At 56.0% G+C, this 25,339-nt stretch carries 20 protein-coding genes; 4 read left to right on the plus strand and 16 right to left on the minus strand.

Features of this window, described 5'->3' with window-relative positions:
* Positions 1–60 precede the first annotated feature (60 nt).
* Positions 61–561, minus strand: coding sequence for an SH3 domain-containing protein (locus AC3Y7R_RS11770; RefSeq protein ID WP_490042242.1), 501 nt, complete (start codon positions 559–561; stop codon positions 61–63).
* Positions 562–673: 112 nt separating this feature from the next.
* Between AC3Y7R_RS11770 and AC3Y7R_RS11775 the strand changes: the two genes are divergently transcribed.
* The gene (locus tag AC3Y7R_RS11775; protein ID WP_490042243.1) at positions 674–1,660 is read left to right on the plus strand and encodes a 2-hydroxyacid dehydrogenase; all 987 of its coding nucleotides are present in this window, start codon (positions 674–676) and stop codon (positions 1,658–1,660) included.
* A gap of 364 nt (positions 1,661–2,024) precedes the next feature.
* Here the strand turns inward: AC3Y7R_RS11775 and AC3Y7R_RS11780 are convergent, their stop codons facing one another.
* Positions 2,025–2,927: a hypothetical protein gene (locus tag AC3Y7R_RS11780; RefSeq protein WP_490042244.1), complete on the minus strand. Its 903-nt coding sequence runs from the start codon at positions 2,925–2,927 to the stop codon at positions 2,025–2,027.
* A 229-nt stretch (positions 2,928–3,156) separates the two neighbouring features.
* Complete coding sequence (locus tag AC3Y7R_RS11785) at positions 3,157–3,948, minus strand: lytic murein transglycosylase (RefSeq protein WP_490042245.1); 792 nt, start codon at positions 3,946–3,948, stop codon at positions 3,157–3,159.
* 174 nt (positions 3,949–4,122) lie between these two features.
* Here AC3Y7R_RS11785 and AC3Y7R_RS11790 point away from each other — a divergent pair, with 174 nt between their 5' ends.
* Positions 4,123–6,609 (plus strand): GcvT family protein, encoded by a 2,487-nt coding sequence (locus tag AC3Y7R_RS11790; RefSeq protein WP_490042246.1) that lies wholly within the window; start codon positions 4,123–4,125, stop codon positions 6,607–6,609.
* Positions 6,610–6,627: 18 nt separating this feature from the next.
* Here the strand turns inward: AC3Y7R_RS11790 and AC3Y7R_RS11795 are convergent, their stop codons facing one another.
* From AC3Y7R_RS11795 to AC3Y7R_RS11850, 12 genes are all read right to left on the minus strand, one after another.
* Positions 6,628–7,083: a hypothetical protein gene (locus AC3Y7R_RS11795; protein WP_490042247.1), complete on the minus strand. Its 456-nt coding sequence runs from the start codon at positions 7,081–7,083 to the stop codon at positions 6,628–6,630.
* A gap of 89 nt (positions 7,084–7,172) precedes the next feature.
* On the minus strand, positions 7,173–8,249 hold the full coding sequence (locus tag AC3Y7R_RS11800; RefSeq protein ID WP_490042248.1) for an NAD(P)/FAD-dependent oxidoreductase: 1,077 nt from the start codon (positions 8,247–8,249) through the stop codon (positions 7,173–7,175).
* Entirely contained in the window at positions 8,246–9,181 is a 936-nt protein-coding gene (locus tag AC3Y7R_RS11805; protein WP_490042249.1) for an aldo/keto reductase, read from the minus strand. Before AC3Y7R_RS11805 ends, AC3Y7R_RS11800 begins: the two co-directional genes overlap by 4 nt.
* A gap of 103 nt (positions 9,182–9,284) precedes the next feature.
* Positions 9,285–9,845, minus strand: a complete 561-nt coding sequence (locus tag AC3Y7R_RS11810; protein ID WP_490042250.1) for a DUF2726 domain-containing protein — start codon at positions 9,843–9,845, stop codon at positions 9,285–9,287.
* 175 nt (positions 9,846–10,020) lie between these two features.
* Complete coding sequence (locus tag AC3Y7R_RS11815) at positions 10,021–11,097, minus strand: BMP family ABC transporter substrate-binding protein (protein WP_490042251.1); 1,077 nt, start codon at positions 11,095–11,097, stop codon at positions 10,021–10,023.
* Positions 11,098–11,132: 35 nt separating this feature from the next.
* Positions 11,133–12,077, minus strand: coding sequence for an ABC transporter permease (locus tag AC3Y7R_RS11820; RefSeq protein WP_490042252.1), 945 nt, complete (start codon positions 12,075–12,077; stop codon positions 11,133–11,135).
* A complete protein-coding gene (locus tag AC3Y7R_RS11825; RefSeq protein ID WP_490042253.1) occupies positions 12,077–13,162 on the minus strand; it encodes an ABC transporter permease in 1,086 nt (361 codons plus the stop codon). The genes AC3Y7R_RS11820 and AC3Y7R_RS11825 overlap by 1 nt, the downstream gene beginning before the upstream one ends.
* 55 nt (positions 13,163–13,217) lie before the next feature.
* Positions 13,218–14,756: an ABC transporter ATP-binding protein gene (locus AC3Y7R_RS11830; protein WP_490042292.1), complete on the minus strand. Its 1,539-nt coding sequence runs from the start codon at positions 14,754–14,756 to the stop codon at positions 13,218–13,220.
* A gap of 17 nt (positions 14,757–14,773) precedes the next feature.
* A complete protein-coding gene (gene xdhC, locus AC3Y7R_RS11835; protein WP_490042254.1) occupies positions 14,774–15,700 on the minus strand; it encodes a xanthine dehydrogenase accessory protein XdhC in 927 nt (308 codons plus the stop codon).
* Positions 15,697–17,976 (minus strand): xanthine dehydrogenase molybdopterin binding subunit, encoded by a 2,280-nt coding sequence (gene xdhB / locus AC3Y7R_RS11840; RefSeq protein WP_490042255.1) that lies wholly within the window; start codon positions 17,974–17,976, stop codon positions 15,697–15,699. The genes xdhC and xdhB overlap by 4 nt, the downstream gene beginning before the upstream one ends.
* Positions 17,973–19,328 carry a xanthine dehydrogenase small subunit gene (gene xdhA / locus AC3Y7R_RS11845; RefSeq protein WP_490042256.1) on the minus strand — a complete coding sequence of 452 codons (1,356 nt, stop codon included), beginning with the start codon at positions 19,326–19,328 and terminating at the stop codon, positions 17,973–17,975. Before xdhA ends, xdhB begins: the two co-directional genes overlap by 4 nt.
* Before the next feature lie 139 nt (positions 19,329–19,467).
* The gene (locus tag AC3Y7R_RS11850; RefSeq protein ID WP_490042257.1) at positions 19,468–19,755 is read right to left on the minus strand and encodes an ArsR/SmtB family transcription factor; all 288 of its coding nucleotides are present in this window, start codon (positions 19,753–19,755) and stop codon (positions 19,468–19,470) included.
* A gap of 89 nt (positions 19,756–19,844) precedes the next feature.
* Between AC3Y7R_RS11850 and dnaE the strand changes: the two genes are divergently transcribed.
* On the plus strand, positions 19,845–23,345 hold the full coding sequence (gene dnaE, locus AC3Y7R_RS11855; protein ID WP_490042258.1) for a DNA polymerase III subunit alpha: 3,501 nt from the start codon (positions 19,845–19,847) through the stop codon (positions 23,343–23,345).
* Positions 23,346–23,545: 200 nt separating this feature from the next.
* On the opposite strand, the gene AC3Y7R_RS11860 is transcribed toward dnaE, so the two are convergent.
* Positions 23,546–23,749 (minus strand): SlyX family protein, encoded by a 204-nt coding sequence (locus AC3Y7R_RS11860; RefSeq protein ID WP_490042259.1) that lies wholly within the window; start codon positions 23,747–23,749, stop codon positions 23,546–23,548.
* A gap of 102 nt (positions 23,750–23,851) precedes the next feature.
* Between AC3Y7R_RS11860 and hisS the strand changes: the two genes are divergently transcribed.
* A complete protein-coding gene (gene hisS, locus AC3Y7R_RS11865) occupies positions 23,852–25,339 on the plus strand; it encodes a histidine--tRNA ligase (protein WP_490042260.1) in 1,488 nt (495 codons plus the stop codon).

A 25,339-nucleotide genomic window follows, 5' to 3' on the forward strand; every position in this document is an offset into this window, starting at 1 on the left:
AACGGGGGGCCGAGATTTCGACACGCGTTTGAAAAGTTTTGAAAATAAATCGCGTGCTTGCTATTCGCGAACCTCATCGGGCAGCAGGCCCCAGAGCTTTTCGCGAGGCACCCAGCCTTTGGAGCCGGTAACCGTGATGCGGCACCAATATTGGTCGCACTTCCCAAGGCGCGCGACAACGCCAGCTTCTAGGTAGGCCGCCACCGGAGACCCCGTATCGGCCAGTTTGTAGACCGGGGTCAGGTCTTCTTCGATCAACCCAAATCTGGACCCAGAAAGCAGCGTATAATGCACCCAACCACCAGCGCCGTCGCGGTCCACGACACGCCGCCAGTGGCCATGCTCGGCTACAATCTTTAGGGGCATATTGCGATGCTTGAACACCCAGTCAATCCGGTGTGACAGTGAAGGTCCGCGGCGCACATTGCCCTCAGAGGCTTTCAGGGACACAAATCGCGGCAACGGCAGGTTGGTGACAGGGCCGCGATCCGCAGCCAATGCCAACATTGGAGCGCAAAGCAAACACGCGACCAAAGCCGCAATTCCAAATACCCGTTTCATTAACCGTCCTGTTTGCACTGCTGCACTTTATATTTGAGACATTTCTACCTTGCCCCTTTGCCCGTGATCTTGTCACTATAGGGAAATAATTTCCACTCAAGGATAAGCGCAAATGCCAAACCAAAAGCTGAGTGTTGTCGTGACGCGACGGTTACCTGAACATGTCGAGACCAGAATGTCCGAGTTGTTCAACGCTACGTTGCGTAGCGATGATACCCCCATGACCCGTGCTGAATTGGTCGAGGCGGTGAAAACGGCAGATGTGTTGGTTCCGACTTTGACAGACCATATTGATGCTGGGCTGCTGGGGCAGGCGGGTGAAAACCTGAAACTGATCGCGAATTATGGTGCCGGAGTAGATCACATCGACATCCACACCGCCCGCCAACGCGGCATTTTGGTCTCCAACACTCCCGGCGCGGCGGCTGAGGATACTGCCGATATGACGATGGCGCTGATTTTAGCGGTGACACGTCGCATCCCGGAAGGCTTGGCGATGATGCAATCTGGCGATTGGGAAGGCTGGTCGCCGACGGCCCTGATGGGGGGGCGCATATCCGGGCGTCGCCTTGGTATTCTGGGCATGGGGCGCATCGGGCAGGCTGTCGCGCGTCGGGCCAAAGCCTTTGGGATGCAGGTGCACTACCATAATCGCAAGAAGGTCCATGACGGTATCGCGGATGAGTTGGAGGCCACCTATTGGGACAGTCTCGACCAGATGATTGCGCGCATGGATGTGGTGTCGATCAACTGCCCGCACACGCCCTCGACCTATCATCTGATGAACGCGCGGCGCTTGAAACTGATGAAGCCTGACGCAGTGATTGTGAACACCTCGCGCGGCGAAGTGATCGACGAGAACGCCCTGACGCGGATGTTGCGTAGCGGTGAATTGGCGGGGGCCGGCCTAGACGTGTTCGAGCATGGCAACCAGATTAACCCACGCCTGCGCGAGTTGAAAAACGTGGTTCTCCTGCCGCATATGGGCTCCGCCACCCGCGAAGGACGCTTGGAGATGGGCGAGAAAGTTTTGTTGAATATCAAGACCTTCGCAGATGGGCATCGACCACCGGATCAGGTTGTGCCAGGGATGCTTTAGGGGCGCACGGTCTAGGTTTTAGGTTGGGTCAAACGCACGTGGTGCTATGAATGGCGGCTTAGAGCCCAGAGGCACCGATGCTGCGATAAACACGAATGACAAGTATGCATTATTTGCCAGTATTTCTCACGCAAGGAAGCCAGATACTGCCAGACGCATTCAACTGCCTGACTGTTTTGTCCTTTCAGCATGGCCACCTAGCTTTTGGCGCTAGCTCTCGTGGTGAATAACAATACACTTGTCTGAGTTTCTGCTTGTTTCTCGGAAAATTGAAAGTGCCGGGAAACGGTTGAAGAGTTCAGTTCGGGGGCCAGCCCCATCAGATGAAGCATGCGCCAGAATCTGAACATTGGGCTATTCGTGTTCATTTCCGGGTTTCCCAAGCAACCATGTTTGAGGAATTTGCGTGATCCGTAGCTGCGCTTAGTAAGGTCGCAACCTGCGTATAGATATCTTGCAGTTGAGGCACGTTCTTAGCACTCAACATCATCAACACCTCACGCTCAACAGGTAGCCAGAACCGAAAGCTGCAATTGTCGTTCGGAGACAGCTCCGTATTTGAGGCCCGCTTAAAGGTACAACCGCCATAGCCTATGGCTGTATTGTCTATGTCATAGATGGCGAAAGTTGGCCGCTGACTGCCACCAAGCATTGGCCGGTTGCATTCGGGGGGCAAGAAGAGCCGCAAGGCGCTCTTGCCAAGTGTACTCACATATTTCCGCGACATCTGCGCCGCTTCTGCATCTGTGGGTTGCCTCAGGCGATACACACCGGTCCCAACAGATGTGTCCTGTCGGCAATTGTAATTGGCAAACAAATCAAGCCGCGTCGAAAACGACCGTTCTCGCTCGCCCGCAAATGCCCCTGCCCCATAAGGCAGGTTTGGGGCGTTAATACTTACCGAAAGACGCTCATGGCGATCAGTCTTGTTCGGGTCCTTGAGAAACTGAAAATCAGGCAGCCCAACGATAAAGGAAAAATTCAAATTGTAAGGGTAGTTCGGGTTGTCTTCGACCTGCTGATCAGTACGGTCTTCATCAAGAGACTTTGCCCATAGTCCTGCAGGCATACGCAGCACCCAAACCTCGTCATCTGGAGTGCCTTTCTGCCCGTCATTACCTCCGTCAATGAGGCGAAACTCTTTTGTTCCATCGGCATGTACGATTGGCAAAAACGGCTGTGCGTGAGGGCCTTTCTCGAACGTGAACACGAAGACACCAATGGCCAACGAAATGCCGAAAAGAGTGGTAAGGACTGGGTGTTTCAATTGTTTTCTCTCTGCTTCGAAGTCCAGAAATCCTGCTTGGCCATACCGCTCTACTATCGCCTAGTGATCAGAAGTCCTCGATGTGAGATTTACCCGATACTTACTAAATATGGTCAATTTTGGATTGGAAACACGAAACTCTCAATAGGTCAACGCCGACATTGGCGCAGCCGCAGCGAATTCACACTTTGTCCGCAAAGCGGATAATGCTTAACCTCTGATCACAGACTTAACCCTCAATCTTACCGCCCATAATCGCAATCGCTTTTTGGTAAACGCCAGCCGCATTCCACTGCTTGATTACCTTAAAGTTCGGCTGCCCTTCTTGGAAGCCTTTGCCTTTTTTCCAGCCCTTGCCTTTCAGGAAGTTGGCGGTGGAAGCCAGCGCGTCAGCTAGGTTGTTGAGGTCAATACGCCCGTCGCCATTGCCGTCTTGGCCGTATTTCAGCACATTGCCCGGCAGGAATTGCGTGTGGCCGACCTCGCCATGTTTCGCGCCAATGGATTTGGACGAGATCACGCCGCGATCCACCAGTTTTAACGCCGCCATCGTGTGGCCCGTGAAGAAGTCAGAGCGGCGGCAATCATAGGCCAGTGTCGCGATGGAGGACACAACATTGCTGTCACCCATGAAACGGCCAAAGCCGGTTTCCATGCCGTGAATGGCGATGATAACGCCTGCTGGCACGCCGTATTTCTTCTCTAGGGAGTTATAAAACGCGGCGCTTTTGGCTTTGCGTTTGCGCCCTTGGGCGATGATTGTATTTGCGCCGCGCACCTTCATGAACTTGTCTAACGTGTACTTGAAGCTCTTTTGATTGCGGTCGGCTGCAATCGTGCGTTTGGCGTAGGTGGTGCCCGCTAATGCCGCCAACCCGCGATCCCCGACACCTGCCTTGGAGGCCTCTTTGGCGAAGGAGGATTTCCACGCGTTATAGCCGCCCGCAGAGTTTCCGCATTGGGCGGCGAGGGCTGGGGAGGCAATGGTCAAAGCTGCGATAAGGGCGGCGGTGCGAAACATTTAATCAATCCATTTTCTAAAACGAGAGTGGTGAAAGTTTACCCACGTGCAGTGCTCGGCGCAACTGGCTGGGGTTAGCTTGTCGGAAATGGTGGATTTTGGGTCGAAAGACGCACGGGAATTGACGCATCCCTTGCTAGACAAGGACAGTAAGTCCACAGGGAGTCGGCACAGATGAAAACGCATGTCAAAGCATTGGTTGTCGGCGGTGGTGCCGTCGGAACATCTATCGCGTATCATTTGGCCAAGGCGGGTTGGGACACCATGTTGCTAGAGCGTGACGAGTTAACATCAGGCTCCACTTGGCACGCGGCGGGCCTTTTGCCCTATTTCAACATGTCATTCGCGACGACGCATATTCATGACTACTCGATCAAGTTCTACAAAACCCTTGAGGAAGAGACGGGCCTGAATGCGGGGTTCTCGGTCTGTGGCAACTTGCGCATGGCGCGCACGCAAGAGCGGATGGACGAGTTTGCGCTTTATAGCACAACGGCTGAAACCGTGGGTGTGCCGCATGACTGGATGACGCCTGCACAGATCAAAGACCGCTGGCCGCTGATCCGCACTGATGATCTGAAAGGCGCGATTTACCACAACACGGACGGCTATATTAACCCCGCCGATGTCACCATGGCGATGGCCAAAGGCGCGCGGCAACATGGCGCTGTGATCGAGCGCAAATGGCAGGTTGATGGCTACGAGTGGACCGGGTCCGAGTGGAAAGTCACTGTCACCAAAATGGTGGAACAGGGCGGCAATTTGGTCGCATCTGATGAACAGGTGATCATCACGGCCGAGCATGTGGTGACAGCCACGGGCAACCATTCGCAACGCACGGCCGAGCTGCTTAAGATTAAAATTCCTGCGATCCCGGTGGAGCACCAATTTATCGTAATGGAGCAAGACCCCGCATTGGTCGAGTTCCGTAAAACCAACCCCGAACATCCCGTTATTCGCGACGCCGATGCGCAGTCATATGTGCGCGAAGAACGTGGCGGTTGGATACTTGGCGTCTATGAGAAAAATGCACCATCGCGCTTTAAATACGGTGTGCCGGATAGCTTCCGCGCCGATCTGTTTCAGCTAGATCTGGAGCGGATAGAAAAGCAATATATGGAGATGATCCACCGCATTCCGTCTTGCGAAAACTGTGGTCTGAAAGATGATTTCAACGGCCCGATTTGCTACACACCAGATGGTAATCCGCTGGTTGGGCCTGCGCCGGGGTTGCGCAACATGTGGCTGGCTGAAGGGTTCTCGTTTGGGATCACGGCGGCTGGGGGCACAGGCTATTACCTTGCGCAAATGATGGTCGAGGGAGAGGCCGAGATCGATATGGCATCGCTTGATCCCAAGCGCTATGGATCATGGATGACAACCGAGTTTGCCTCGCGCAAAAACGAGGAATGCTACGACCACGTCTACACCTTGCACCACCCCGATGAAGAGCGCCCAGAAGCGCGCCCCTTACGCACATCACCGGCCTATGATCGCCAAGCCGCACGCGGTGCGCAGTTTGGCTGGGTGAACGGCTGGGAGCGTCCGAACTACTTCGCACCGATGGGTTTTAACGACCATGATAGCCGCTCGTTTAGGCGCGGTGGTTGGTGGAAACATGTCGTGGAAGAGGCCAAGGCCATCCGCGAAGGTGTCGGCTTAGTCGATGCCACGGCGTTTACAAAACACATCGTCAAAGGGGCTGGCGCAGAGGCGTTCCTAGACTGGTTCACCACCAATAAATTGCCGCGTGTGGGCCGCATTAACCTGACTTATGCACTGACGGATGCGGGGACTACGCGCACGGAATACACGATTGTGCGCCTCAAAGATGACGAGTTCTACCTTGTCTCGGCTGGCGCATGGACGGCTTATGACGCGGATTATTTGCGCAAAGCTATCGAGGATAAAGAGCCGGAATTTGGCCGCATTGAGTGCCAAGATGTGACCACTCAATGGGGTGTTTTTGCCATTGCCGGGCCAAAATCGCGCGACGTTTTGGGGGCTGTTATCAAGGATGCGGACCCAGAAACAGCGTTGAGCAATAAGCGGTTCCCGTGGTTATCTGCGCAACAAATTGAGCTGGGCATGTGTCCGGTCAACGCCATTCGCGTAGCCTATACGGGCGAACTGGGTTGGGAGTTGCACCACCCGATCGAGATGCAAAATTACCTATTCGATTTGCTAGAAAAAGCAGGCGAGCCACATGGTATGAAACTGGTCGGAGCACGCGCACAAAACTGGTTGCGCATGGAGAAATCCTACCGTGCGTTCGGTACTGAATTGGGCCGTGACGCCACGCCGATGGAGGCTGATCTGCCGCGCTTTGTGAACCTTGAGAAAGACTTCCATAGCAAGGATGCAATGATAGCTAAAGGTATCCGGTCTAAATGCGTCACGCTGTTAATCGACGGGCCAACAGATGCCGATCCATGGGGTCGCGAGGCGCTGTATTCCGGTGATACCAAAGTGGGCCGCCTGACCTCTGGCGGCTACTCGGTGGCGTTTGGAAAAAGTATTGGCATGGGCTATGTCACGCCAGATTTGGCGCAAGTTGGTACCAAGCTGAAAGTACGGATGCAGCGCCAACTTTGGGATGCGGTGATTGTCGAAGACAGCCCCTATGATCCGAAGAATGAAACCATCCGCCAAAACATATAATTGAGCCAATGGGGGCGCTTAGCCCCCCAGCTTCGCCATCATACCCTCGTTCATCATCGCGCCCATCAGGCCGCTTTCCGTCATGCGTTTCATGATGATTTCTTGCAAGCCGCAGCTTTGCATTGCAGACAGCGCCACTGGCTGGCTCAGCTCTGCTGGCTGGTTGGCGGTATCAGCAAGCGAGGTGATCGGGCGCGCGGCGTGGGCTTCGACAATGGTGATGTATTTCTCGACGCCGTCCGCACCGATCCCGGCCTCTAGCTTGTCCAAAAAACAGCCCCCCGCACTGCGGTAGTCGTCGTCCCATTCCCAATTTGGCAGGTTTGGTTTCAGCTCTGGCGCGCGTGAAACTAGGAAGGTTGATAGTTGTTTGCCGCCCATTTCAGTAGCAATTTCAAGGCGTTCTAGGTTGCCTGCAAAAAGGCTGCTGGCGGGGAGTGCGAAAAGAGCTGCGATAAGGGAAATGCGTGTCATTGGAAAATCTCCATCAGTTGAATAAGTCGAGTGTGCCAAATATAGGTACCATGGTCTACGGGGTTAAGTCTGTGGGTTGTAGTCTGCGTTTAATCGTTGTGAAAACGCGTTGGGGCCAGTGCTGCGATGATGTCCGCGTCCAACTCGGACGGGCGGCCAGCGACAAGGTCGGCCAGAAGTTGGCAGGCGGCGGGGGCGGTTTGGAAGCCGTAGCCGCCTTGGCCTGCGCACCACCAAAAGCCGTCAACCCCGGAGGCCCCGATGGCAAGGCAGCGGTCCGGCGTGAAGGTGCGCAAGCCTGCCCAATTGGCGATCATGCGTTGCACAGGACTGGTCACATATTCCTCGTAGAGGGCGATGCCCTCGGCCAGCGCCATATCTTCGGCCCACGCATCCATAGGGGGGACGGGGTCTTCATCGGCGGGTGAGATCAGCAAGGCACCGGCATCGGGTTTGGCGTACCATTCCTCGCCCGGGCCAAACAGCATTGGCCAGCTGTTCACATTGATGGTGTCGGGGGCCGCGACGCGCGCAATAGAGCGGCGCAGCGGTTGCAAACCCAGCGGAGTAACCCCCGCCATGGCAGCGATTTGATCGGCCCATGCACCGGCGGCATTGATGACTTGGCGTGCCTCGAAAATCTCGCCCGCCGTGACGCGCCACCCTTGGGCGGTTTTCTCGATTTTGGTGACTTCGGATTTAGCGTGAACGGTGCCGCCATTGCCGCGCAACTGGCGCAAATAGCGCTGGATGGCAGCGTCAGTGTCGATGTCCCATGCCTCGGCGTGGTAGCCGATCTGGGTGACGCGGGCGGGGTCCAAAATGGGGATCATCGCCTGCGCTTCGTCCATACCCATAGGGCGCATTTGCATAGAGATCATATCAGCGTCGAAGGCGTCTTGTTTGCCCGCGCGCCCCAATAACATAAGGCCGCGCGGGGTGTCGCGCGAGCCATTGACGTCAAGGTGCCAGTCCTTGCTGGCCGCGTTTAACGCGACGGTGGCAGGCTTGCCATAGGTGCCCTCGAACATCGCGGCAGAACGGCCGGAGGAATGGTAAGCCAGTGCATCTTCGCGCTCTAGCAATGTCACTTGGCCCAGCTCGGATAGGTGTGCCGCAGCCGAGACGCCAGCGATGCCGCCGCCGATCACAAGGAAGTCGATCATGCTTCTTCGAGCCTATCTGTTGCAGGGGCAGGAGCCTGACTGAGAGCGGTGAGCCGCGCATAAAGGTCGTCATCCATCTGGAAATCCATTGCGGCAAGGGATGGGGCCAATTGCTCGGGCGAGCGGGCCGAAATAATCGGGGCCGCAACGGCATCATTCCGTGCAACCCAAGCGACAGCCAAAGTGGCCGCGTCCGTGCCATATTCAGAGGCAATTGCAGGCAATGCGGCGGCAGTATCATGCATCCAAGCGACGTTATAGCGCGCGTTATATCGCGCGTCATCGACAAGGCGACCTTTGGCACCAACCTTGGCATATTTACCAGTAAGAAGACCACCGCCTAGCGGAGAATAAGGAACAACATCAATGCCTTGATCAGTACATGCAGGAAGGATTTCAACTTCTGCCTGACGTTTCACGAGGCTGTACATGGGCTGCAACACATCAATTGTGGTGCCCATATCGCGTGCGACTTGGGCGGCCTTCATGACCTGCCAGCCTGCAAAGTTCGAGATGCCAATATAGCGGATCAAGCCGTCTTCGCGCAGCTCGGCCAACGCCTCGAAGCTTTCTTGCAGCGGCGTGGTCTCATCAAAGCGGTGCAGATACATCAAATCAACAGTGTCGACCTTCATCCGCTCGCGGCTTTCCTCGAATGATTGCAACACGTTATCTTTGGTCGTGGGCTTGTTGAACGCGGCCTTGGTAGCGATCAAAACATCGTCACGTTCGATGCGAATAAAGCGGCCCAGCATGGTCTCGGACTGGCCATCGGTGTAGACATAGGCGGTATCAAAGAAGTTGATGCCAGCGGTCCGGCAATCCTCGTACATCGACTGGCTGGCAACTATATCTGCGCCGCCCCCGAACTGCATAGTTCCGAAACAAAGCTTGGACGCGGGGGCCCCATTGGGCGTGATCATATGTGTCATAGGGTGAAGCGTGCCAGAGAACTGCGTGTGGTTAAAGCCCATTCGTGAGTGGTCGGGCAGCGGTCGCTATCTATCAAGCCGAAGTTGGCAGAGTTCCACCCCTTTATGACGCGCCATTATAATGGGTAAGCCACCAACGAATTTTGTTCTCCACCTCTGCCTTTGTAACCCCAGCATGGAATTCTAGCAAAGGGATGTCAGCGCGCTCAAGGGCGAGGCGTTTGACGGCATCTCGTGGCTTGGCGTCATCGCTTAGGTAATGACCTGTTCCGTGATATTCGATGGCGAGCTTTGGCTTGCCATATGCATCAATGATCAAAAAATCCACACGTTTGGAATTAAAGGATTTGAATGCGCGATTTTGGGCGTCTTGAGGCGCATCACCCGTTGTGCCAAGAAAACTCCCCATGGAGACTTCGGCCAAAATACGGTGCTTAGGCGTCACGCTATTTATGACACCTTCCGCGACGATAAACACGGCCTTAAAGGCCTCAAGGTTTATGGGCTTGCGAGAGCGCAGGGAGGCATCTTTTAGGAATTTGAGCTGATTTTCAGGGTTGCTTATATCCCATTCAAGGTAGTGCAATCTGGCAGATCGCCTTTTGAAGAAACCGCGAATCCACATGAAGATTGCGCCAAAGAATGCCCCGATTACAAATTCCATTAATCAAACACCCTTGATGATATGTATCGTATTGTTCGGCCATAGGGGCACTGTTGCACTGTCTTTATTGGGTGGCAACTATACCTTCTAACAGACCGGATGCCGCATGGAAAAAGGCCCACGAAAATCGCAGGCCTTTTGATATGTCAGATAGGGTGAGCCACCCTAGTGCTGCTTAGTTAGGGATATCACCTTTGATGCCTTCGACGTAGAAGTTCATGCCTGCAAGTGTGCCATCATCAGCCGTTTCGCCATCAGCCAACCAGTCAGAGCCGTCTTGCTTTTTCAACGGGCCAGTGAACGGGTTGTAGTCGCCCGATGCGATGGTGTCTTTCAATGCTAAGGCTTCGGCTTTCAGGTCGGCCGGAACTGCGTCGGAGATTTCACCGATGCCAACCATGCCAGCGCCAATACCGTCCCAAGTCGAGACGCTTTCCCATGTGCCATCCATAACCGCTTTGGTGCGCGCAATGTAGTAGGGGCCCCAGTTGTCGATGATCGAGGAGACGCGTGGCATTGGGCCATACTCAGCCATGTCGGAAGCCTGACCAAAGGTGATCACGTTGCCGGCTTTTTGGGCTGCTGCTTGTGGCGCAGTCGAGTCGGTGTGCTGCAAGATCACGTCCGCGCCTTGCTCGATCAATGCGGTCGCAGCGTCGGCTTCTTTGGCTGGATCGAACCATGTATAGGCCCAAACGACGCTAAATTCGACGTCAGGATTTACCTTCTTGGCGTGAATATAAGCCGAGTTGATGCCACGAATAACTTCGGGGATCGGGAAGGAGGCAATGTAGCCGATCTTGTTGGTCTTGGTCATTTTGCCAGCGATGTGGCCTTGGACCGCGCGCCCCTCGTAGAAGCGTGCCGAATATGTGGATACGTTTGGCGTGTTGCGTTTATAGCCAGTTGCGTGCTCGAATTTTACATTCGGGAACTTGGCGGCAACGGCGTTTGTTGGGTCCATATAGCCAAATGACGTGGTGAAGATCAGGTCCGCACCAGACAGGGCCATTTGGGTGATAACACGCTCAGAGTCAGCGCCCTCAGGGACGCTTTCTTGGAAAATGGTCTCGACCTTATCGCCAAACTCAGCTTCCAGAGCCAAGCGGCCTTGGTTGTGCTCGTAAGTCCAGCCGCCGTCGCCCACAGGGCCGACAAATACAAAGCCGACTTTGGTTTTATCTTCGGCGAAGGCGGCGCTTGTGAGTGCCAAGGCGGCAACGGCCCCGGCCAATATTGTTCTACGTTTCATTTAGGTTTCTCCCCAGGTTTATGGAATTAGTGGCCTCAGTGTGAGGCATGGAAGGCGCGCCCTAAACAGGCGGGCGCATTGAGTGATGCGCGGGCGTTTTTGCCCTTGCGTGGTGCAGACATGATGACCAGCACCGCGATGGTTATCAGATAGGGCGACATGGACAAGTACTCGACCGGGATTGCCAGCCCCGCCGCCTGCAAATTTAGCTGTAAAACAGTCACACCGCCAAAAAGATAGGCACCCAGCAAAACGCGCAAGGGCCGCCAAGAGGCAAACACTACGATTGCAAGCGCAATCCAGCCAGCACCAGCGGTCATGCCCTCGGTCCATTGTGGCACACGGATCAGGCTAAGATACGCGCCGCCAAGACCAGCACACGCGCCGCCAAACATGATCGCCAGCAGCCGGACTTTAACGACCTTATAGCCAAGCGCATGGGCGGCATCGTGGTTTTCGCCGACCGCGCGCAAGATCAGGCCAGCACGGGTGAATTTAAGGACAGCCCAAGTGGCGACGCAAAGTATGAGCGTCAGGTAGACCATCAGATCATGGTTGAACAAGATCGGGCCAATAAGCGGGATATCGGCCAGCGGACCTAGGTTCAGCTTGTCGATGGATGGGGGCCGAATGCCGACATATCCTTGGCCCAGTAGCGATGACAGGCCAAGTCCAAACAAGGTTAATGCCAGCCCGGTAGCGACCTGATTGGATAGCAAGTATTGCGTTAAGAAACCAAAGATCAGTGACAAAAGCGCGCCGCCGATTGCCGCCGCGATGAAGCCCATCACAGGCGATCCGGTCTCGACCGCAATGGCAAAGCCGCAAATCGCGCCTGTGATCATCATGCCCTCAACGCCAAGGTTCAGAACACCCGATTTTTCGACCACCAACTCGCCCAAGGCGGCCAGCAGGATCGGGGTCGCGGCCACCATAAGGGAGGCCAATAACAAGGTGGGAGAGATTGCTGAAAGATCCATTAGATGGGCCTCCGTTTACCAATTCGGATGCGATAATTTGATAGAACATCCATGGCCAACAAGAAGAACAGCAACATGCCTTGGAAAGCTTGGATCGCCGCTGACGGCACTCCCAGCATGAAACTCGCCAACTCGCCGCCGATATATGTCAGCGCCATAAGCAGGCCAGCAGCCAAGATGCCAAACGGGTTCAGGCGACCAAGAAAGGCCACGATAATGGCGGTAAAACCATAGCCCACGTTGAAGTCGATGCTGATTTGACCTGCGGGGCCAGCGACCTCGAACATGCCAGCTAAGCCTGCCAATGCGCCAGAGATACCAAGGCAAAACAAGATCAGGCGTGCAGGTTCAACCCCGCCAAAACGCGCCGCTTTGGGGGCCTGCCCAGCAAGGCGAATATTGAACCCCATCATATGCTTGGAGAACAAAACATAGGCGAAAATGACCGCAATCATTGCCGCTACCACACCCCAATGCAGGCCGGTATTGGGCAGCAATTCAGCATTAAACGCTGAAGGGTATTCTTTCAAATTGCGCGAGCCGGGAAAGCCGTTGCCCTCCGGATTTCGCAACGCGCCAAGCGCCATGGAGGCAAGGATGAACTCGGCCACATAGACCAATAACAGCGACACCAAAATCTCGTTGGTGTGGAACTTTACCTTCAGAATTCCGGGGATCATCGCCCATGCAAAACCGCCCAATGCGCCTGCAACAACCATCAACGGGAAGATCAAAAAGCTCTCGGTCGGATAAAAAGCAAGACCCACGGCGGCCCCACAAATGGCGCCGATAATGTATTGCCCTTCCGCCCCGATATTCCACACACCTGCGCGAAACCCGGTGGAAAGGCCAATAGCAATCAAGACCAGTGGCGCGGCTTTGACCAGCAATTGCGGGCGCGAGAACGCGGCGAACTGCTCGTTAAATAACGGGTCCCAAAAGATAACGCGGATCGCCTCAAACGGGTCTTTGCCCAGCATGGCGAACATTATGCCGCCTGCGATCATCGTGGCGAACACGGCCAGTAAGGGGGTGATCGCAGACCAAAACTGCGATGGTTGAGGGCGTTTTTCAAGTGTAATCACGCTAAATTCCTCCGCGCAACATTCCCTATCATTGTTCTATAAATATCCAAAATCCTCACCCCGCCACCTGCGCTATGTCTTGATCTGGCGCGCCACCATCAGCGCCGCCCATCATCAAGCCGATTTGATCCACTGTCAGGCCCGCAGCCTCAACCGGGGTGCTAAGCTGGCCCTCGTTTAGGGCGGCAAAGCGGTCGGAAATTTCCATTAATTCATCAAGGTCTTGGCTGATCACCACAATCGCCGCGCCATTGGCTGCAAGGTCCAGCAGTGCTTGCCTGATCGAGGCCGCCGCCGAGGCATCAACGCCCCATGTTGGCTGGTTGATCACCAACACATCCGGCTTTTGCAAAATCTCTCGGCCGACCACGAATTTTTGCAAGTTGCCACCAGATAGCGCGCGCGCGGCGGTCTTGGCCGACGGGGTGCGCACGTCAAATTCTTGAATGATCTTCTTGGCAAAAAGACGGGTCTTTGCCCAATCAACAAAGCCGCGGGTCTCTAGGTTTTCACGCACGGCACCAGAAAGTAGCGCGTTCTCTATCAGGGACATATCGGGGGCTGCGGCGTGGCCTAGGCGCTCTTCTGGGGCGGCAAGTGTGCCTAATGCGCGGCGCTCGTTGGGGCCTTGGTCGCCAATGGGCTGACCAGCAAGGCATAGCTGCGATGGCTCGACCAAAATTTCACCAGAGATCACCGAGCATAATTCATCTTGGCCATTGCCCGCGACGCCGCCAATGCCAAGAATTTCACCTTTTTGCACGGATAGGTTGATGTCTTTGAGTGTGGTGCCAAATTCGGTCAATGCAGGGACGGTTAGCCCTTTGATTTCTAGGGCCACGTCTTGGGGAATGCGGGGGTTTTTCTGCGGCACGTGCAGCTCTTCGCCGACCATCATTTCAGCCATGGCGCGCGCAGTTTCTTCGCGTGGATTACAGGTGCCAACCACTTTGCCTAACCGCAGCACCGTGGCGCTGTCGCAAAGGGCGCGAATTTCTTCTAGCTTGTGCGAGATATACAAAATCGAGCAGCCTTCACCGCGTAATTTCTCAAGCGTAAGGAACAAGATATCGACCTCTTGCGGGGTCAACACTGATGTTGGCTCGTCCATGATCAACAGTTTGGGGTTTTGCAGCAGGCAGCGGATAATTTCCACGCGCTGGCGCTCGCCTGCGGAGAGATCACCGACCAATTGGGCGGGGTCCAGTGGCAGGCCGTAACTATGCGACACCTCGGTAATACGCGAAGCCAGATCGCGCATTTTGGGCGGGTTTTCCATGCCCAGGGCGATGTTTTCAGCCACATCAAGTGCTTCGAACAAAGAGAAGTGTTGGAACACCATGGCGACGCCTGCGTTGCGCGCGGCGCGTGGCTCGGATGGGGTGAAATCGGCACCTTTGAACTTCATCACCCCAGCGTCAGGTTTCACTAATCCGTAGATCATTTTGACCAGTGTGGATTTGCCTGCGCCGTTCTCGCCCAGCAGCGCGTGAACCTCGCCGGGGCGGATCGAAAACGACACGTTGTCATTGGCAACGACACCGGGATAGGCCTTGGTGAGGCCGCTAATTGTGAGCAGGTCTTCGCCTGCCATGCTGAGTGTATTTTCGGTCAAACCGCTATCTCCTCCCCCAAGGTCTGCGTTTGCAGCGTCATAAGTAACTCGGATGCTACGCCAACCGCAATGGCTTGCGGATGTTTCCCTAACGCCGGTTGCCCGATTGGGCAGGTAATGCGCGAAATTTGTGCATCGGTATGGTTTAATATGCGCAGGCGAGACTGGAAACGCGCCCATTTTGTAGTCGAGCCGATGAGGCCCAAACTTTTGAAGCCGCGCGACAAGAGGCGGTGGCAAATCTCTAGATCGAAAACATGCGAATATGTCAGCACCAAGTGATGCGCGTCATGGGGGGCGTGGCGTGCGGCATCGGGGATGTTGGCCACGGGAAAGGGGGTCACAAGGGGCGGTGGTGACGTGTCTGGGAAGCGTGCCAGGTCGCTATCAACCCATGTGATATTGAGGCTTTTTGTGGGGGCTAAAACATCAATGATTGCGCGCCCGACATGGCCTGCGCCCCAGACCCATAAATCTTCGCGTGATGGGTTGCATACCTCGTGTAACCAGCCGTTTTCAAAGGTAATTATTGTGCCTTCGCCATTGCGTGTATTGGCCTCAGCGCGGGTGATGGAGAGGGGTTTATCAGTGCCGGTTTTGATCTGGCGCGTGAAGCTGGCGCCGATTTTTGGCATGGCTTCAAAAACTTCGGTGACCAAGGTGACAGCGCCGCCGCAGCACTGGCCCAGAGCCGGGCCAAGGGGGATGCGTGTGACGCTATTTGTTGTAGCAGATCTGGCACGCTGAGCGGCGTCTAGCTCGAGCGCGCCACCGCCGATTGTGCCTGATTGTCCGCCCTGCCAAACCAGCATAGAGGCGCCGGCTTCGCGCGGGCTGGAGCCTTGATGCGCCGCAATCACAACACGCGCAACCCGGCCATGGGTGGCGAGGGCGCGTTGCAGATCTGGCGCGTCAAAACTCATTCGCGCAACCTTTGGCACGTCATCATAATGCGCTCTGGCGTGGCGGGGGCGTCTAGGTCTGGATAGTCGGTGCCGCAAGCGGAAACAGCATCAGATAAGGCGGCCAAAGCCGAGACGCCCAGCACGAAGGGCGGCTCGCCCACAGCTTTGGATTTAAAGACGGTCTCAGCGTGATTTTCGCCATCCCAAAGGGCGACGTTGAAGATGTCGGGGCGATCGGATGCGCAGGGGATTTTATAGGTCGAGGGGGCGTGGGTTTCAAGCATGCCATCTTCGTCCCAGATGAGCTCTTCTGTGGTGAGCCAGCCTGCGCCTTGCACGTAGGCGCCCTCGATCTGGCCGATGTCTAATGCGGGGTTCAGCGAGGCGCCGCAATCGTGCAAAATATCGGCACGCAAGATGCGGTTTTCGCCAGTTAGGGTGTCGATGACAACCTCGGTGACGGCGGCGCCATAGGCGAAATAGTAGAACGGGCGGCCTTTGCCTGCGATGCGGTCCCACTCAATATCGGGGGTGGCATAAAATCCGGTGGCCGAGAGCGAAATGCGGTTTTGGTAGGCCAGTGCTATGGCGTCGTTAAAGCTCATCACCTCGGGGCCGACATGCACGTTGCCATCTTTGAATGTGACGCTAGCGCCTTGGGTGCGATCTGACAGGAACTCACTGAGGCGGGCTTTGATTTTCTCGCAGGCGTTCAGCACGGCCATGCCGTTTAAATCCGCGCCAGACGAGGCGGCGGTGGCGGAGGTATTGGGGACTTTGCCCGTATCCGTGGCGGTGATTTTGACCGCGCCCATCGGCACGCCAAAACTATGCGCAGCGACTTGGGCAATCTTGGTAAACAGGCCTTGGCCCATTTCCGTGCCGCCATGGTTAAGATGGATCGAGCCATCTTGGTAGACATGCACCAATGCGCCGGCCTGATTGAGAAATGTCAGGGTGAAGGCGATGCCAAATTTCAACGGGGTTATAGCGATGCCGCGTTTAAGGACCGGGTTGCGGTCATTCCAAGCAGCAATGGCTATGCGGCGGTTTTGGTAGTCTGACGAGGTTTCTAGCTGATCGACCAATTCGTTGATGATCGAGTCCGTGACCTGCATGCCGTAGGGGGTGGTTTGCGGGGCTTTGGGATCATGGGGCGCGTAATAGTTTGCGCGCTGCACTTGCAACGGGTCTAGGTTTAGGTGGTGGGCAATGTGCTCGATTGCGCGCTCGATGCCAACGATGCCTTGTGGGCCACCAAAGCCGCGAAAGGCGGTGTTGCTTTGGGTGTTGGTTTTGAGGCGGTGCGAGGTGATGCGCACATGGTCCAGATTATAGGTGTTATCGGCGTGCAGCATGGCGCGATCTGCCACGGGCAGGGATAAATCTTGCGACCAGCCGCAGCGCGCATATTGGGTGAAATCAATGCCGGTAATGTGGCCGCTATCGTCAAAGCCCACATCATAGTCGATGCGAAATTCGTGGCGTTTACCAGTGATAATCATGTCATCATCACGGTCATAGCGCATTTTGGCGGGCTTATTATGCTTTGAGGCTGTGATTGCGCACGCAATGCAAAGCGCGTTGCCTTGGCTTTCTTTACCGCCAAACGCGCCGCCCATACGGCGCACCTCGACACGCACGGCATTCATTGGGCGACCAAGGGCCTCGGCCACTTTGTGCTGGATTTCTGTCGGGTGCTGCGAGGAGGCGTGGATAACCATATCGCCGCCTTCTTGCGGCATGGCTAAAGCGACGTGACCTTCAAGATAGAAATGCTCTTGGCCGCCGATTTCCATGCTGCCCTGTAGGCGATTTTTGGCAGTAGAGAGCGCGGTGTCCGCGTCGCCTTTGGCATAGATGCGCGGGCCATCTTCAAATCGGGAATTGGCGGCAAGGGCGGCATCTATGGTGAGGATCGGGGTTTGCTCGTCATAGCTGATTTTGCCAAGTTTCGCGGCCTTGCGCGCGGCAAGATGCGAGGTGGCGACGACGAGAAATATCGGCTGGCCAAGGAAGTGAACGCTGCCTGTGGCCAGCAACGGCTCGTCATGGATGGCGGGGCCTACATCGTTCTCGAAGGGGAGGTCTTCGGCCAGCAGGACGTCGATTACGCCGGGGGCTTTGCGCACTGCGTTAAGGTTAATTTTGGTGATCGTAGCGCGCGCAACGGTGCTAAGCCCAAACGCCAGATGCAACGTGTCGCGCGGTGTTGGGATGTCATCGGTGTAGCGCGCGGTGCCGCTAACGTGCAGTTTGCCTGCGTCATGGGCGGTATTCGTGCCAACGCTCATGGGTTGACCTCCAACACGGATGTGGCGATGCCGAGACTGTCCACATAGGCGCGGCGCAACATGTTTTTCGCCGCTTGCAGGCGGTATTGGGAGGAGGCGCGCATGTCGCTCATGGGGGTGTAATCTGCCTCGAATGCGGGCAGGGCGGCCTCGATATTGTCTTCGCTCCAAGCATTGCCGATCAGGGCGGCCTCGACGGCGCTGGCACGTTGTGGGGTGGCTGCCATGCCGCCAAAGGCTACGCGCGCACTGGTGATAGAGCCGCCTTCGACGACGATATTGAAGCAGCCACAAAGTGCTGAGATATCTTGGTCAAAGCGTTTAGAGAGCTTGTAGCATCTGAGGCTGTCTTGCTGGTTGGGGATGGTCACTGCCTCGACAAATTCACCGAGGGCGCGGTCTTGTTTGCCGTAAGAGATGAAGTAATCCTCTAGCGGAATGTCGCGCCGGGTATCGCCGCAACGCAGGTGCAAAATAGCCCCCAAAGCAATAAGCGCGGGCGGGCCATCCCCGATAGGCGAGCCATTGGCGATATTGCCGCCAATGGTGGCGGCATTGCGCACTTGGGTGGAGCCAAAGCGGCGCAGCATTTCAGCGAGCGAGGGGTAGCTGACGCGCACAGCATTCAGCACTTGGGTGATAGAGCATGCGGCCCCGATGCGCAGGCCAGCATCGGTGGACGTGATTTGTTGCAGATCGGTGCAGCGGCCAAGGAAGGCGATATTATCGAGGCTCATCAGGCGTTTGGTGACCCAAAGGCCAATATCGGTGCCGCCAGCAATAAGCGTGCCGTTAGGATTGGCCTTGTACCACGCGGCCAAAGCGTCGGAGCTTTGAGGCATCGGGTAGGGTGGGGTTGAGGCCACGGATGCTTCGCTCATCCAGTCGGGCACGTCAGAGTTTTCCGCAGCTTGTGCCGCGCGAATGATCGGCGCGTAGCCGGTGCAGCGACACAGGTTGCCTGCCAATTGGGTCTCGTGGTCGGTGGCGCCATTTTTATGCGCCGCGGCCATGGTGGTGATGAAGCCCGGCGTGCAAAACCCGCATTGCGAGCCGTGCAGATCAACCATGGCGCTTTGGACGGGATGCAGCGTGCCATCGGGGCCGCTGACACCTTCGACGGTGCGCACGGCGCGCCCGGACAATTGGCCCATGAACAAAATGCATGAATTCATCGCGCGCGCCACGCCGTCATCACCGGTGACGATGACAGAGCACGCGCCGCAATCGCCCTCGTTGCACCCTTCTTTGGTGCCTGTGAGGCCTTGTCGTTCGCGTAGAAAATCGAGCAGGGTTTCGGTGGCTCCAACCTCGGCTTCCACGGTCTCTCCGTTTAGAAGAAACGTTAACATATGGATAGTATCCTGCCGCGTTACCGATGGGTGTCCCGATATGCGTGCCTTCGATGCGACGTAGAAGACCCACGGGATTGCCTGACGCATAGCAAAGCGCACGCGCGCGCATTTGGCAAGCTTTTCAATTTAGCGCCGCTTAGACGTCTGTCTCGGAGACCCGCCTTTGCCATTCTAGCCAGCCTTGCAATGGGATCAGCGCATTGGGCTCCAACCAGCACATACGCACGCGGCCTTCCTTGCGTGTTGCAACGACGCCGCCTGCCTCCATCACTTTGATATGTTGAAGAAAAGAGGGTAATGCCATGTCATGCGGCGCGGCCAATTCACTGACGGGTGCAGGGCCATGCGCAAGGCATTCAATCACCGCGCGACGGGTCGGATCGGCAAGGGCTGAGAACAAAGTATCGAGGGAATGGTTAGGCATGGAGCTAACTATCAAATGTTGCGGTTTAGCACAAGCGAATCCCCAAACGGCATCTTTCGCTGGCTGCTCATGCACCGTAGACTGCCCCCATGAGCAGCCAACCCCGATTCATTCACCTTCGCACGCATTCCGAGTATTCATTACTGGAAGGCGCTATGCGGCTGAAAAAGCTGCCCGGCAAGTGCATTGATATGGGCATGCCAGCGGTGGCGTTGACCGACACCAATAATATGTTCGCCGCGCTGGAATTTTCGGAATACGCATTTGATGCGGGTGTTCAGCCGATCATTGGCTGCCAGGTTGATCTGACTTTTGAGAAAGCCGCCCCGGGCGAGCGGGCGCGCGGTCCGGCCCCCATCGTCCTGCTGGCTCAAAACGAGCAGGGGTATCTGCACCTGATGAAGCTGAACTCGTGCCTTTATATCGAAGCGAACGGGGAGGTTCCGCAGGTCTCGGTCGAGGATTTGCGCAAATATAGTGACGGGCTGATTTGTCTGAGTGGTGGCCCGGATGGCCCCATCGGGCGGTTGTTGCGCGCAGGTCAGCGGCCAAAAGCCGAAGGGTTGATGCAGCAACTGGCGGAGGTGTTCCCGCGCCGCTTATATGTAGAATTGCAACGCCATCCGATTGATGGCGGCCTGCCTGAGGCAGAGAAAAAATCCGAGCGTGGTCATATTGAGATGGCCTATTCTATGGGGCTGCCGCTGGTGGCGACCAATGATGTCTATTTCCCTAAACCCGCAATGTACGAGGCGCATGATGCGCTGATTTGCATCGCGGAGGGGGCCTATGTTGACCAGCAAGAGGGGCGTCGTCGCTTAACGCCGCAGCATTACTTTAAGTCGCCACAAGAGATGGCCACGCTGTTTGCCGACCTGCCAGAAGCGTTGGAAAACACGATTGAAATTGCGCAGCGCTGCGCGTTCAAAGTCTATAAGCGCGATCCGATTTTGCCGAAATTTGCCGATGATGAGGTGGTCGAGTTGCGCCGCCAAGCGGCTGAGGGGTTAAAGCGGCGCTTGGAGGTGATCCCGCACGCGGTCTCGGTTGAAGATTACGAGGCGCGGCTGGAATTCGAGCTAGATATCATCGAGGGCATGGGCTTCCCCGGTTACTTCTTGATCGTGGCGGATTTTATCAAATGGGCCAAAGATCAGGGCATTCCTGTAGGGCCGGGTCGTGGCTCGGGGGCGGGGTCTTTGGTGGCCTATGCGCTGACGGTGACGGATTTGGACCCGTTGCGATATTCGTTGCTGTTTGAGCGGTTCTTGAACCCTGAGCGGGTCTCCATGCCCGACTTTGATATCGACTTTTGCATGGAGCGCCGCGAAGAGGTGATCCGCTATGTGCAAGATAAATACGGTCGCGATAAGGTGGGGCAAATCATCACCTTTGGTGCGCTGCTGTCCAAGGCTGCTGTGCGCGATATCGGTCGAGTTTTGCAGATGCCATATGGGCAAGTGGACCGTCTGTCGAAGATGATCCCGGTCGAGGGCGTGAAGCCGGTTTCTATCGAGAAAGCTTTGGCCGACGAGCCGAAGCTGCGTGAAGAGGCCAAGAACGAGGAGGTCGTGGCGCGGCTGCTGGATTATGGTCAACAAGTTGAGGGGCTCTTGCGCAATGCCTCGACCCACGCGGCGGGTGTGGTGATTGGCGACCGCCCGATTGATGAGTTGGTGCCACTGTATCAAGATCCACGATCGGACATGCCTGCGACCCAGTTCAACATGAAATGGGTGGAGCAAGCCGGTCTGGTGAAGTTTGACTTTTTGGGCCTGAAAACCTTGACGGTTATTCAAAATGCGGTTGATTTGATTAAAGGCACCGGACGGGCGCTGCATGTTGATGCTGCGGGTGAGACATTGTTCGAGCCGCCCGAGGGCTCGGTCAATGATATCGGGGCGATCCCGCTTGATGACGTCAAAAGCTACGAGCTGTATGCCGCGGCTAAAACGGTTGCGGTATTTCAGGTGGAAAGCTCGGGAATGATGGATGCGCTGCGGCGCATGAAGCCGACATGCATCGAGGATATTGTGGCGCTGGTGGCGCTGTATCGCCCCGGCCCGATGGAAAATATCCCGACCTATTGCGAGGTGAAGAACGGGCTGAAAGATTTGGAATCTGTTCACCCGTCGATTGACCACATTTTGGCCGAGACGCAGGGCATTATCGTCTACCAAGAACAGGTGATGCAGATCGCGCAAGTTATGGCGGGATACTCGCTTGGGGGCGCTGATTTGCTGCGCCGTGCCATGGGTAAAAAGATCAAAGAGGCGATGGATGCCGAGCGGCCTAAATTCGAGAAAGGCGCTAAGGAGAATGGCGTTGATGCGAAGAAAGCGCGCGAAGTTTTCGATTTGTTGGAAAAGTTTGCCAATTACGGCTTCAACAAATCGCACGCGGCGGCCTATGCGGTGGTCAGCTACCAAACGGCATGGCTGAAAGCGAACCATCCGGTAGAGTTTATGGCCGGCGTCATGAACTGCGATTTGCATCTAACCGATAAGCTGGCGACGTATTTTGAAGAGATCACCAAGCGCATGGAGATCGAGGTGGTGCCGCCTTGCGTGAACCGCTCTGATGCGACGTTCAGCGTGCATGAGGGCCGCGTGGTCTATGCGCTGGGCGGGCTGAAAAACGTCGGCGTTGAGGCGATGAAGCTGGTCACAGATGGGCGCGACGGCACGCCGTTTACCACGTTATTTGACGTGGCGCGCCGCGTTGATTTGAAGCGTGTCGGCAAGCGGCCCCTAGAGATGTTGGCACGCTCTGGCGCGTTTGATCAGTTGGATGGCAACCGCCACCGCGTGCTAAGCTCGCTGGATGGATTGGTGGCCTATTCGGCGGCGATCCACGAGCAGCGCAACTCTAATCAGGTGTCTCTATTTGGCGAAGCGGGCGATGATTTGCCCGAGCCACGCCTATCGCCAGTAGATGATTGGCTACCGGCCGAGCGCCTGATGGAGGAGTTCAAGGCGGTTGGGTTCTATCTGTCCGGCCACCCGTTGGATGACTACATGCTATCGCTGAAACGCAAAGGCGTGATGACACTTACCGAGATCGAATTGCGCGCCCAAGGTGGGCCGTTTGTGGCCAAACTGGCGGCCAATATTGCCGGGCGGCAAGACCGAAAATCGGCGCGCGGTAATCGGTTTGCTTTTGTGCAAGGATCTGATCCTACAGGGCAATTTGAGGTTACAGTATTCTCGGATACGTTGGAGAAATCTGGCGATCATATGGTCACGGGGGCCAATGTGGTGTTGACTGTCGAGGCCACATTGGAGTCTGAGCAGCTGAAATTGCTTTGTCGCGGCGCGCAGCCTGTTGATGGCGCGGTGGCGGATGCGGGATCGCTGGGCCTAAAAATATTCGTGGAAGATGACAGCGCGATTGAGGCTATCGCATCGGTGTTGGAGCGCTCTGGGCAAGACCCGAAAATCCGCGCGCGTGGTCCGGTGTCTTTGTGCCTGATGTCACCGGATTTGCCGGGCGAGGTTGAAGTTGAGTTGGGCACTAAGTTTGCGGTGAACCCGCAGGTGAAAGGCGCTATCAAATCGCTCAGTGGTGTGTTGATGGTGGAAGAAGTCTAGCTTCTTTGTTCTCTCAAATACGGAATCGGCGCTTCGTGATTTTATTGGAGTGCAGCCCGTATTTTTAAGAACAAAGAAAGGTTTAAGTGTTTATTTGCTCACGCGGTACAGGCTGCCGAGCCGATGGCCGTAGATCGAAGAAGACTAAAGCGCCCCGTTTCTATTCGTGTTAGGCGGGGCGCGCCTTACCTTCTAATGGCCTACCAATGAGGGGGGCGTTGATCTGCCATAACAGCAGTGCCGCCTACGTCTAGTTCTGCCTCGGCGGAGCGTTGCATCAGCATTTCTACGCGGCGCGTTAGGGTGGCTATTTCATCTTCTTGGCGTGCGACAATATCGGAAACATCCTCGATCGTGCGGGTGAGGTGGGCGATTTTTTCTTCCAGATTGGTGGTATTGGTCATGTTGGCCTCCGGTTTCACACCTGCAAATATGGCGCTTTGCTTGCCCCCGCAAGGGCTGCGGGGTAAAGGCTGGGCCAAACAACACAAGCAGGACCGAGCGCCATGGCCAAAGTCAAGAAGCAGCCCCGCCCTAAAGCGGCCACCCCAAAAGGGTTTCGCGATTATTTTGGTGCAGAGGTAACGCAGCGAAAAGAGATGCTGGATCAGATATCGCAGGTCTATCAGCTTTATGGGTTTGAGGCGCTGGAAAGCAGTGCGGTAGAGACCGTTGAGGCTTTGGGAAAATTTTTGCCAGATGTGGATCGCCCCAACGAGGGTGTGTTCGCGTGGCAAGAGGATGAGGACGCGGATTGGTTGGCGCTGCGCTATGATTTGACGGCGCCTTTGGCGCGAGTTTATGCGCAGTTCCGCAATGATTTGCCGACGCCTTATCGCCGCTATGCGATGGGGCCAGTTTGGCGCAATGAAAAACCTGGACCGGGGCGCTTTCGCCAGTTTTATCAGTGCGATGCGGATACTGTCGGCGCGTCTTCTGTTGCTGCAGATGCAGAGATTTGCGCGATGTTATCGGACACGTTGGAAGCTGTGGGCATTCCGCGCGGCGACTACATTGTGCGGGTGAATAACCGCAAGGTTTTGAATGGTGTGATGGAAGTGGCGGGCGTGTTAGACTCGTCTGATCCCGATAAGTTTGTGACGGAGCGTGGCATCGTGTTGCGTGCCATTGATAAGTTGGATCGTTTAGGGCCTGACGGCGTGCGCGCATTGTTGGGCGCGGGGCGCGAAGATGGCAGCGGTGACTTCACCAAGGGCGCCGGTTTGTCAGGTGAGCAAGCCGAGATTGTCATGGGCTTCATGCAAGCCAAGCGCGAGAGCGGCGGCGCGACTGTGGCGCGGCTACATGAGTTGGTGTCGGGGTCTGAGACTGGCATCACGGGCGTGCAAGAGCTTGAAACAATTGCGGAATTGATGGCCGCGCAGGGATATAATTCAGGTCGTATCGAGATTGATCCAAGCGTTGTACGCGGGCTTGGCTACTATACTGGGCCAGTCTACGAGGCGGAATTAACCTTTGAAATTAACGACGAGAAAGGCCGTCCGCGCCAATTTGGATCGGTTGCGGGGGGCGGGCGTTATGACGATCTGGTCAAGCGGTTCACGGGGCAACAAGTGCCTGCAACCGGGGTCTCGATTGGGGTTGATCGCCTGCTGGCTGCGCTGCATGCCAAGGGGCGCATGAGCAAGGAAGTTGTTGGTCCGGTGATTGTGACGGTGATGGATCGCGACCGTATGGCGCAGTATCAAAGTATGGTGGCAGAGCTGCGCAACGCAGGCATCCGCGCCGAGGTTTATCTGGGCAATCCGAAGAATTTTGGCAATCAGTTGAAATACGCTGATAAGCGGAATTCTCCGCTGGCTATTATCGAGGGTTCTGATGAGGCCGCGCGCGGTGTTGTGCAGGTCAAAGATCTGGTGCTGGGGGCGCAGATTGCGCAAACGGCGACACTGGAGGAATGGAAAGGGCAACCTGCCCAGCGTGAGGTTTCGCGCGCAGATTTGGTTGCTCAGATCAAGGAAATGCTGGCCTGA

Source organism: Litoreibacter sp. (genome assembly GCF_058136045.1).

Excerpts from the sequence above, each read along its gene's own strand:
- AC3Y7R_RS11770 (WP_490042242.1), bottom strand. The coding sequence starts at position 561 with ATGAAACGGGTATTTGGAATTGCGGCTTTGGTCGCGTGTTTGCTTTGC.
- AC3Y7R_RS11775 (WP_490042243.1), top strand. The coding sequence starts at position 674 with ATGCCAAACCAAAAGCTGAGTGTTGTCGTGACGCGACGGTTACCTGAA.
- AC3Y7R_RS11785 (WP_490042245.1), bottom strand. The coding sequence starts at position 3,948 with ATGTTTCGCACCGCCGCCCTTATCGCAGCTTTGACCATTGCCTCCCCA.
- AC3Y7R_RS11790 (WP_490042246.1), top strand. The coding sequence starts at position 4,123 with ATGAAAACGCATGTCAAAGCATTGGTTGTCGGCGGTGGTGCCGTCGGA.
- AC3Y7R_RS11795 (WP_490042247.1), bottom strand. The coding sequence starts at position 7,083 with ATGACACGCATTTCCCTTATCGCAGCTCTTTTCGCACTCCCCGCCAGC.
- AC3Y7R_RS11800 (WP_490042248.1), bottom strand. The coding sequence starts at position 8,249 with ATGATCGACTTCCTTGTGATCGGCGGCGGCATCGCTGGCGTCTCGGCT.
- AC3Y7R_RS11805 (WP_490042249.1), bottom strand. The coding sequence starts at position 9,181 with ATGACACATATGATCACGCCCAATGGGGCCCCCGCGTCCAAGCTTTGT.
- AC3Y7R_RS11810 (WP_490042250.1), bottom strand. The coding sequence starts at position 9,845 with ATGGAATTTGTAATCGGGGCATTCTTTGGCGCAATCTTCATGTGGATT.
- AC3Y7R_RS11815 (WP_490042251.1), bottom strand. The coding sequence starts at position 11,097 with ATGAAACGTAGAACAATATTGGCCGGGGCCGTTGCCGCCTTGGCACTC.
- AC3Y7R_RS11820 (WP_490042252.1), bottom strand. The coding sequence starts at position 12,077 with ATGGATCTTTCAGCAATCTCTCCCACCTTGTTATTGGCCTCCCTTATG.
- AC3Y7R_RS11830 (WP_490042292.1), bottom strand. The coding sequence starts at position 14,756 with ATGGCAGGCGAAGACCTGCTCACAATTAGCGGCCTCACCAAGGCCTAT.
- xdhC (WP_490042254.1), bottom strand. The coding sequence starts at position 15,700 with ATGAGTTTTGACGCGCCAGATCTGCAACGCGCCCTCGCCACCCATGGC.
- xdhB (WP_490042255.1), bottom strand. The coding sequence starts at position 17,976 with ATGAGCGTTGGCACGAATACCGCCCATGACGCAGGCAAACTGCACGTT.
- xdhA (WP_490042256.1), bottom strand. The coding sequence starts at position 19,328 with ATGTTAACGTTTCTTCTAAACGGAGAGACCGTGGAAGCCGAGGTTGGA.
- AC3Y7R_RS11850 (WP_490042257.1), bottom strand. The coding sequence starts at position 19,755 with ATGCCTAACCATTCCCTCGATACTTTGTTCTCAGCCCTTGCCGATCCG.
- dnaE (WP_490042258.1), top strand. The coding sequence starts at position 19,845 with ATGAGCAGCCAACCCCGATTCATTCACCTTCGCACGCATTCCGAGTAT.
- AC3Y7R_RS11860 (WP_490042259.1), bottom strand. The coding sequence starts at position 23,749 with ATGACCAATACCACCAATCTGGAAGAAAAAATCGCCCACCTCACCCGC.
- hisS (WP_490042260.1), top strand. The coding sequence starts at position 23,852 with ATGGCCAAAGTCAAGAAGCAGCCCCGCCCTAAAGCGGCCACCCCAAAA.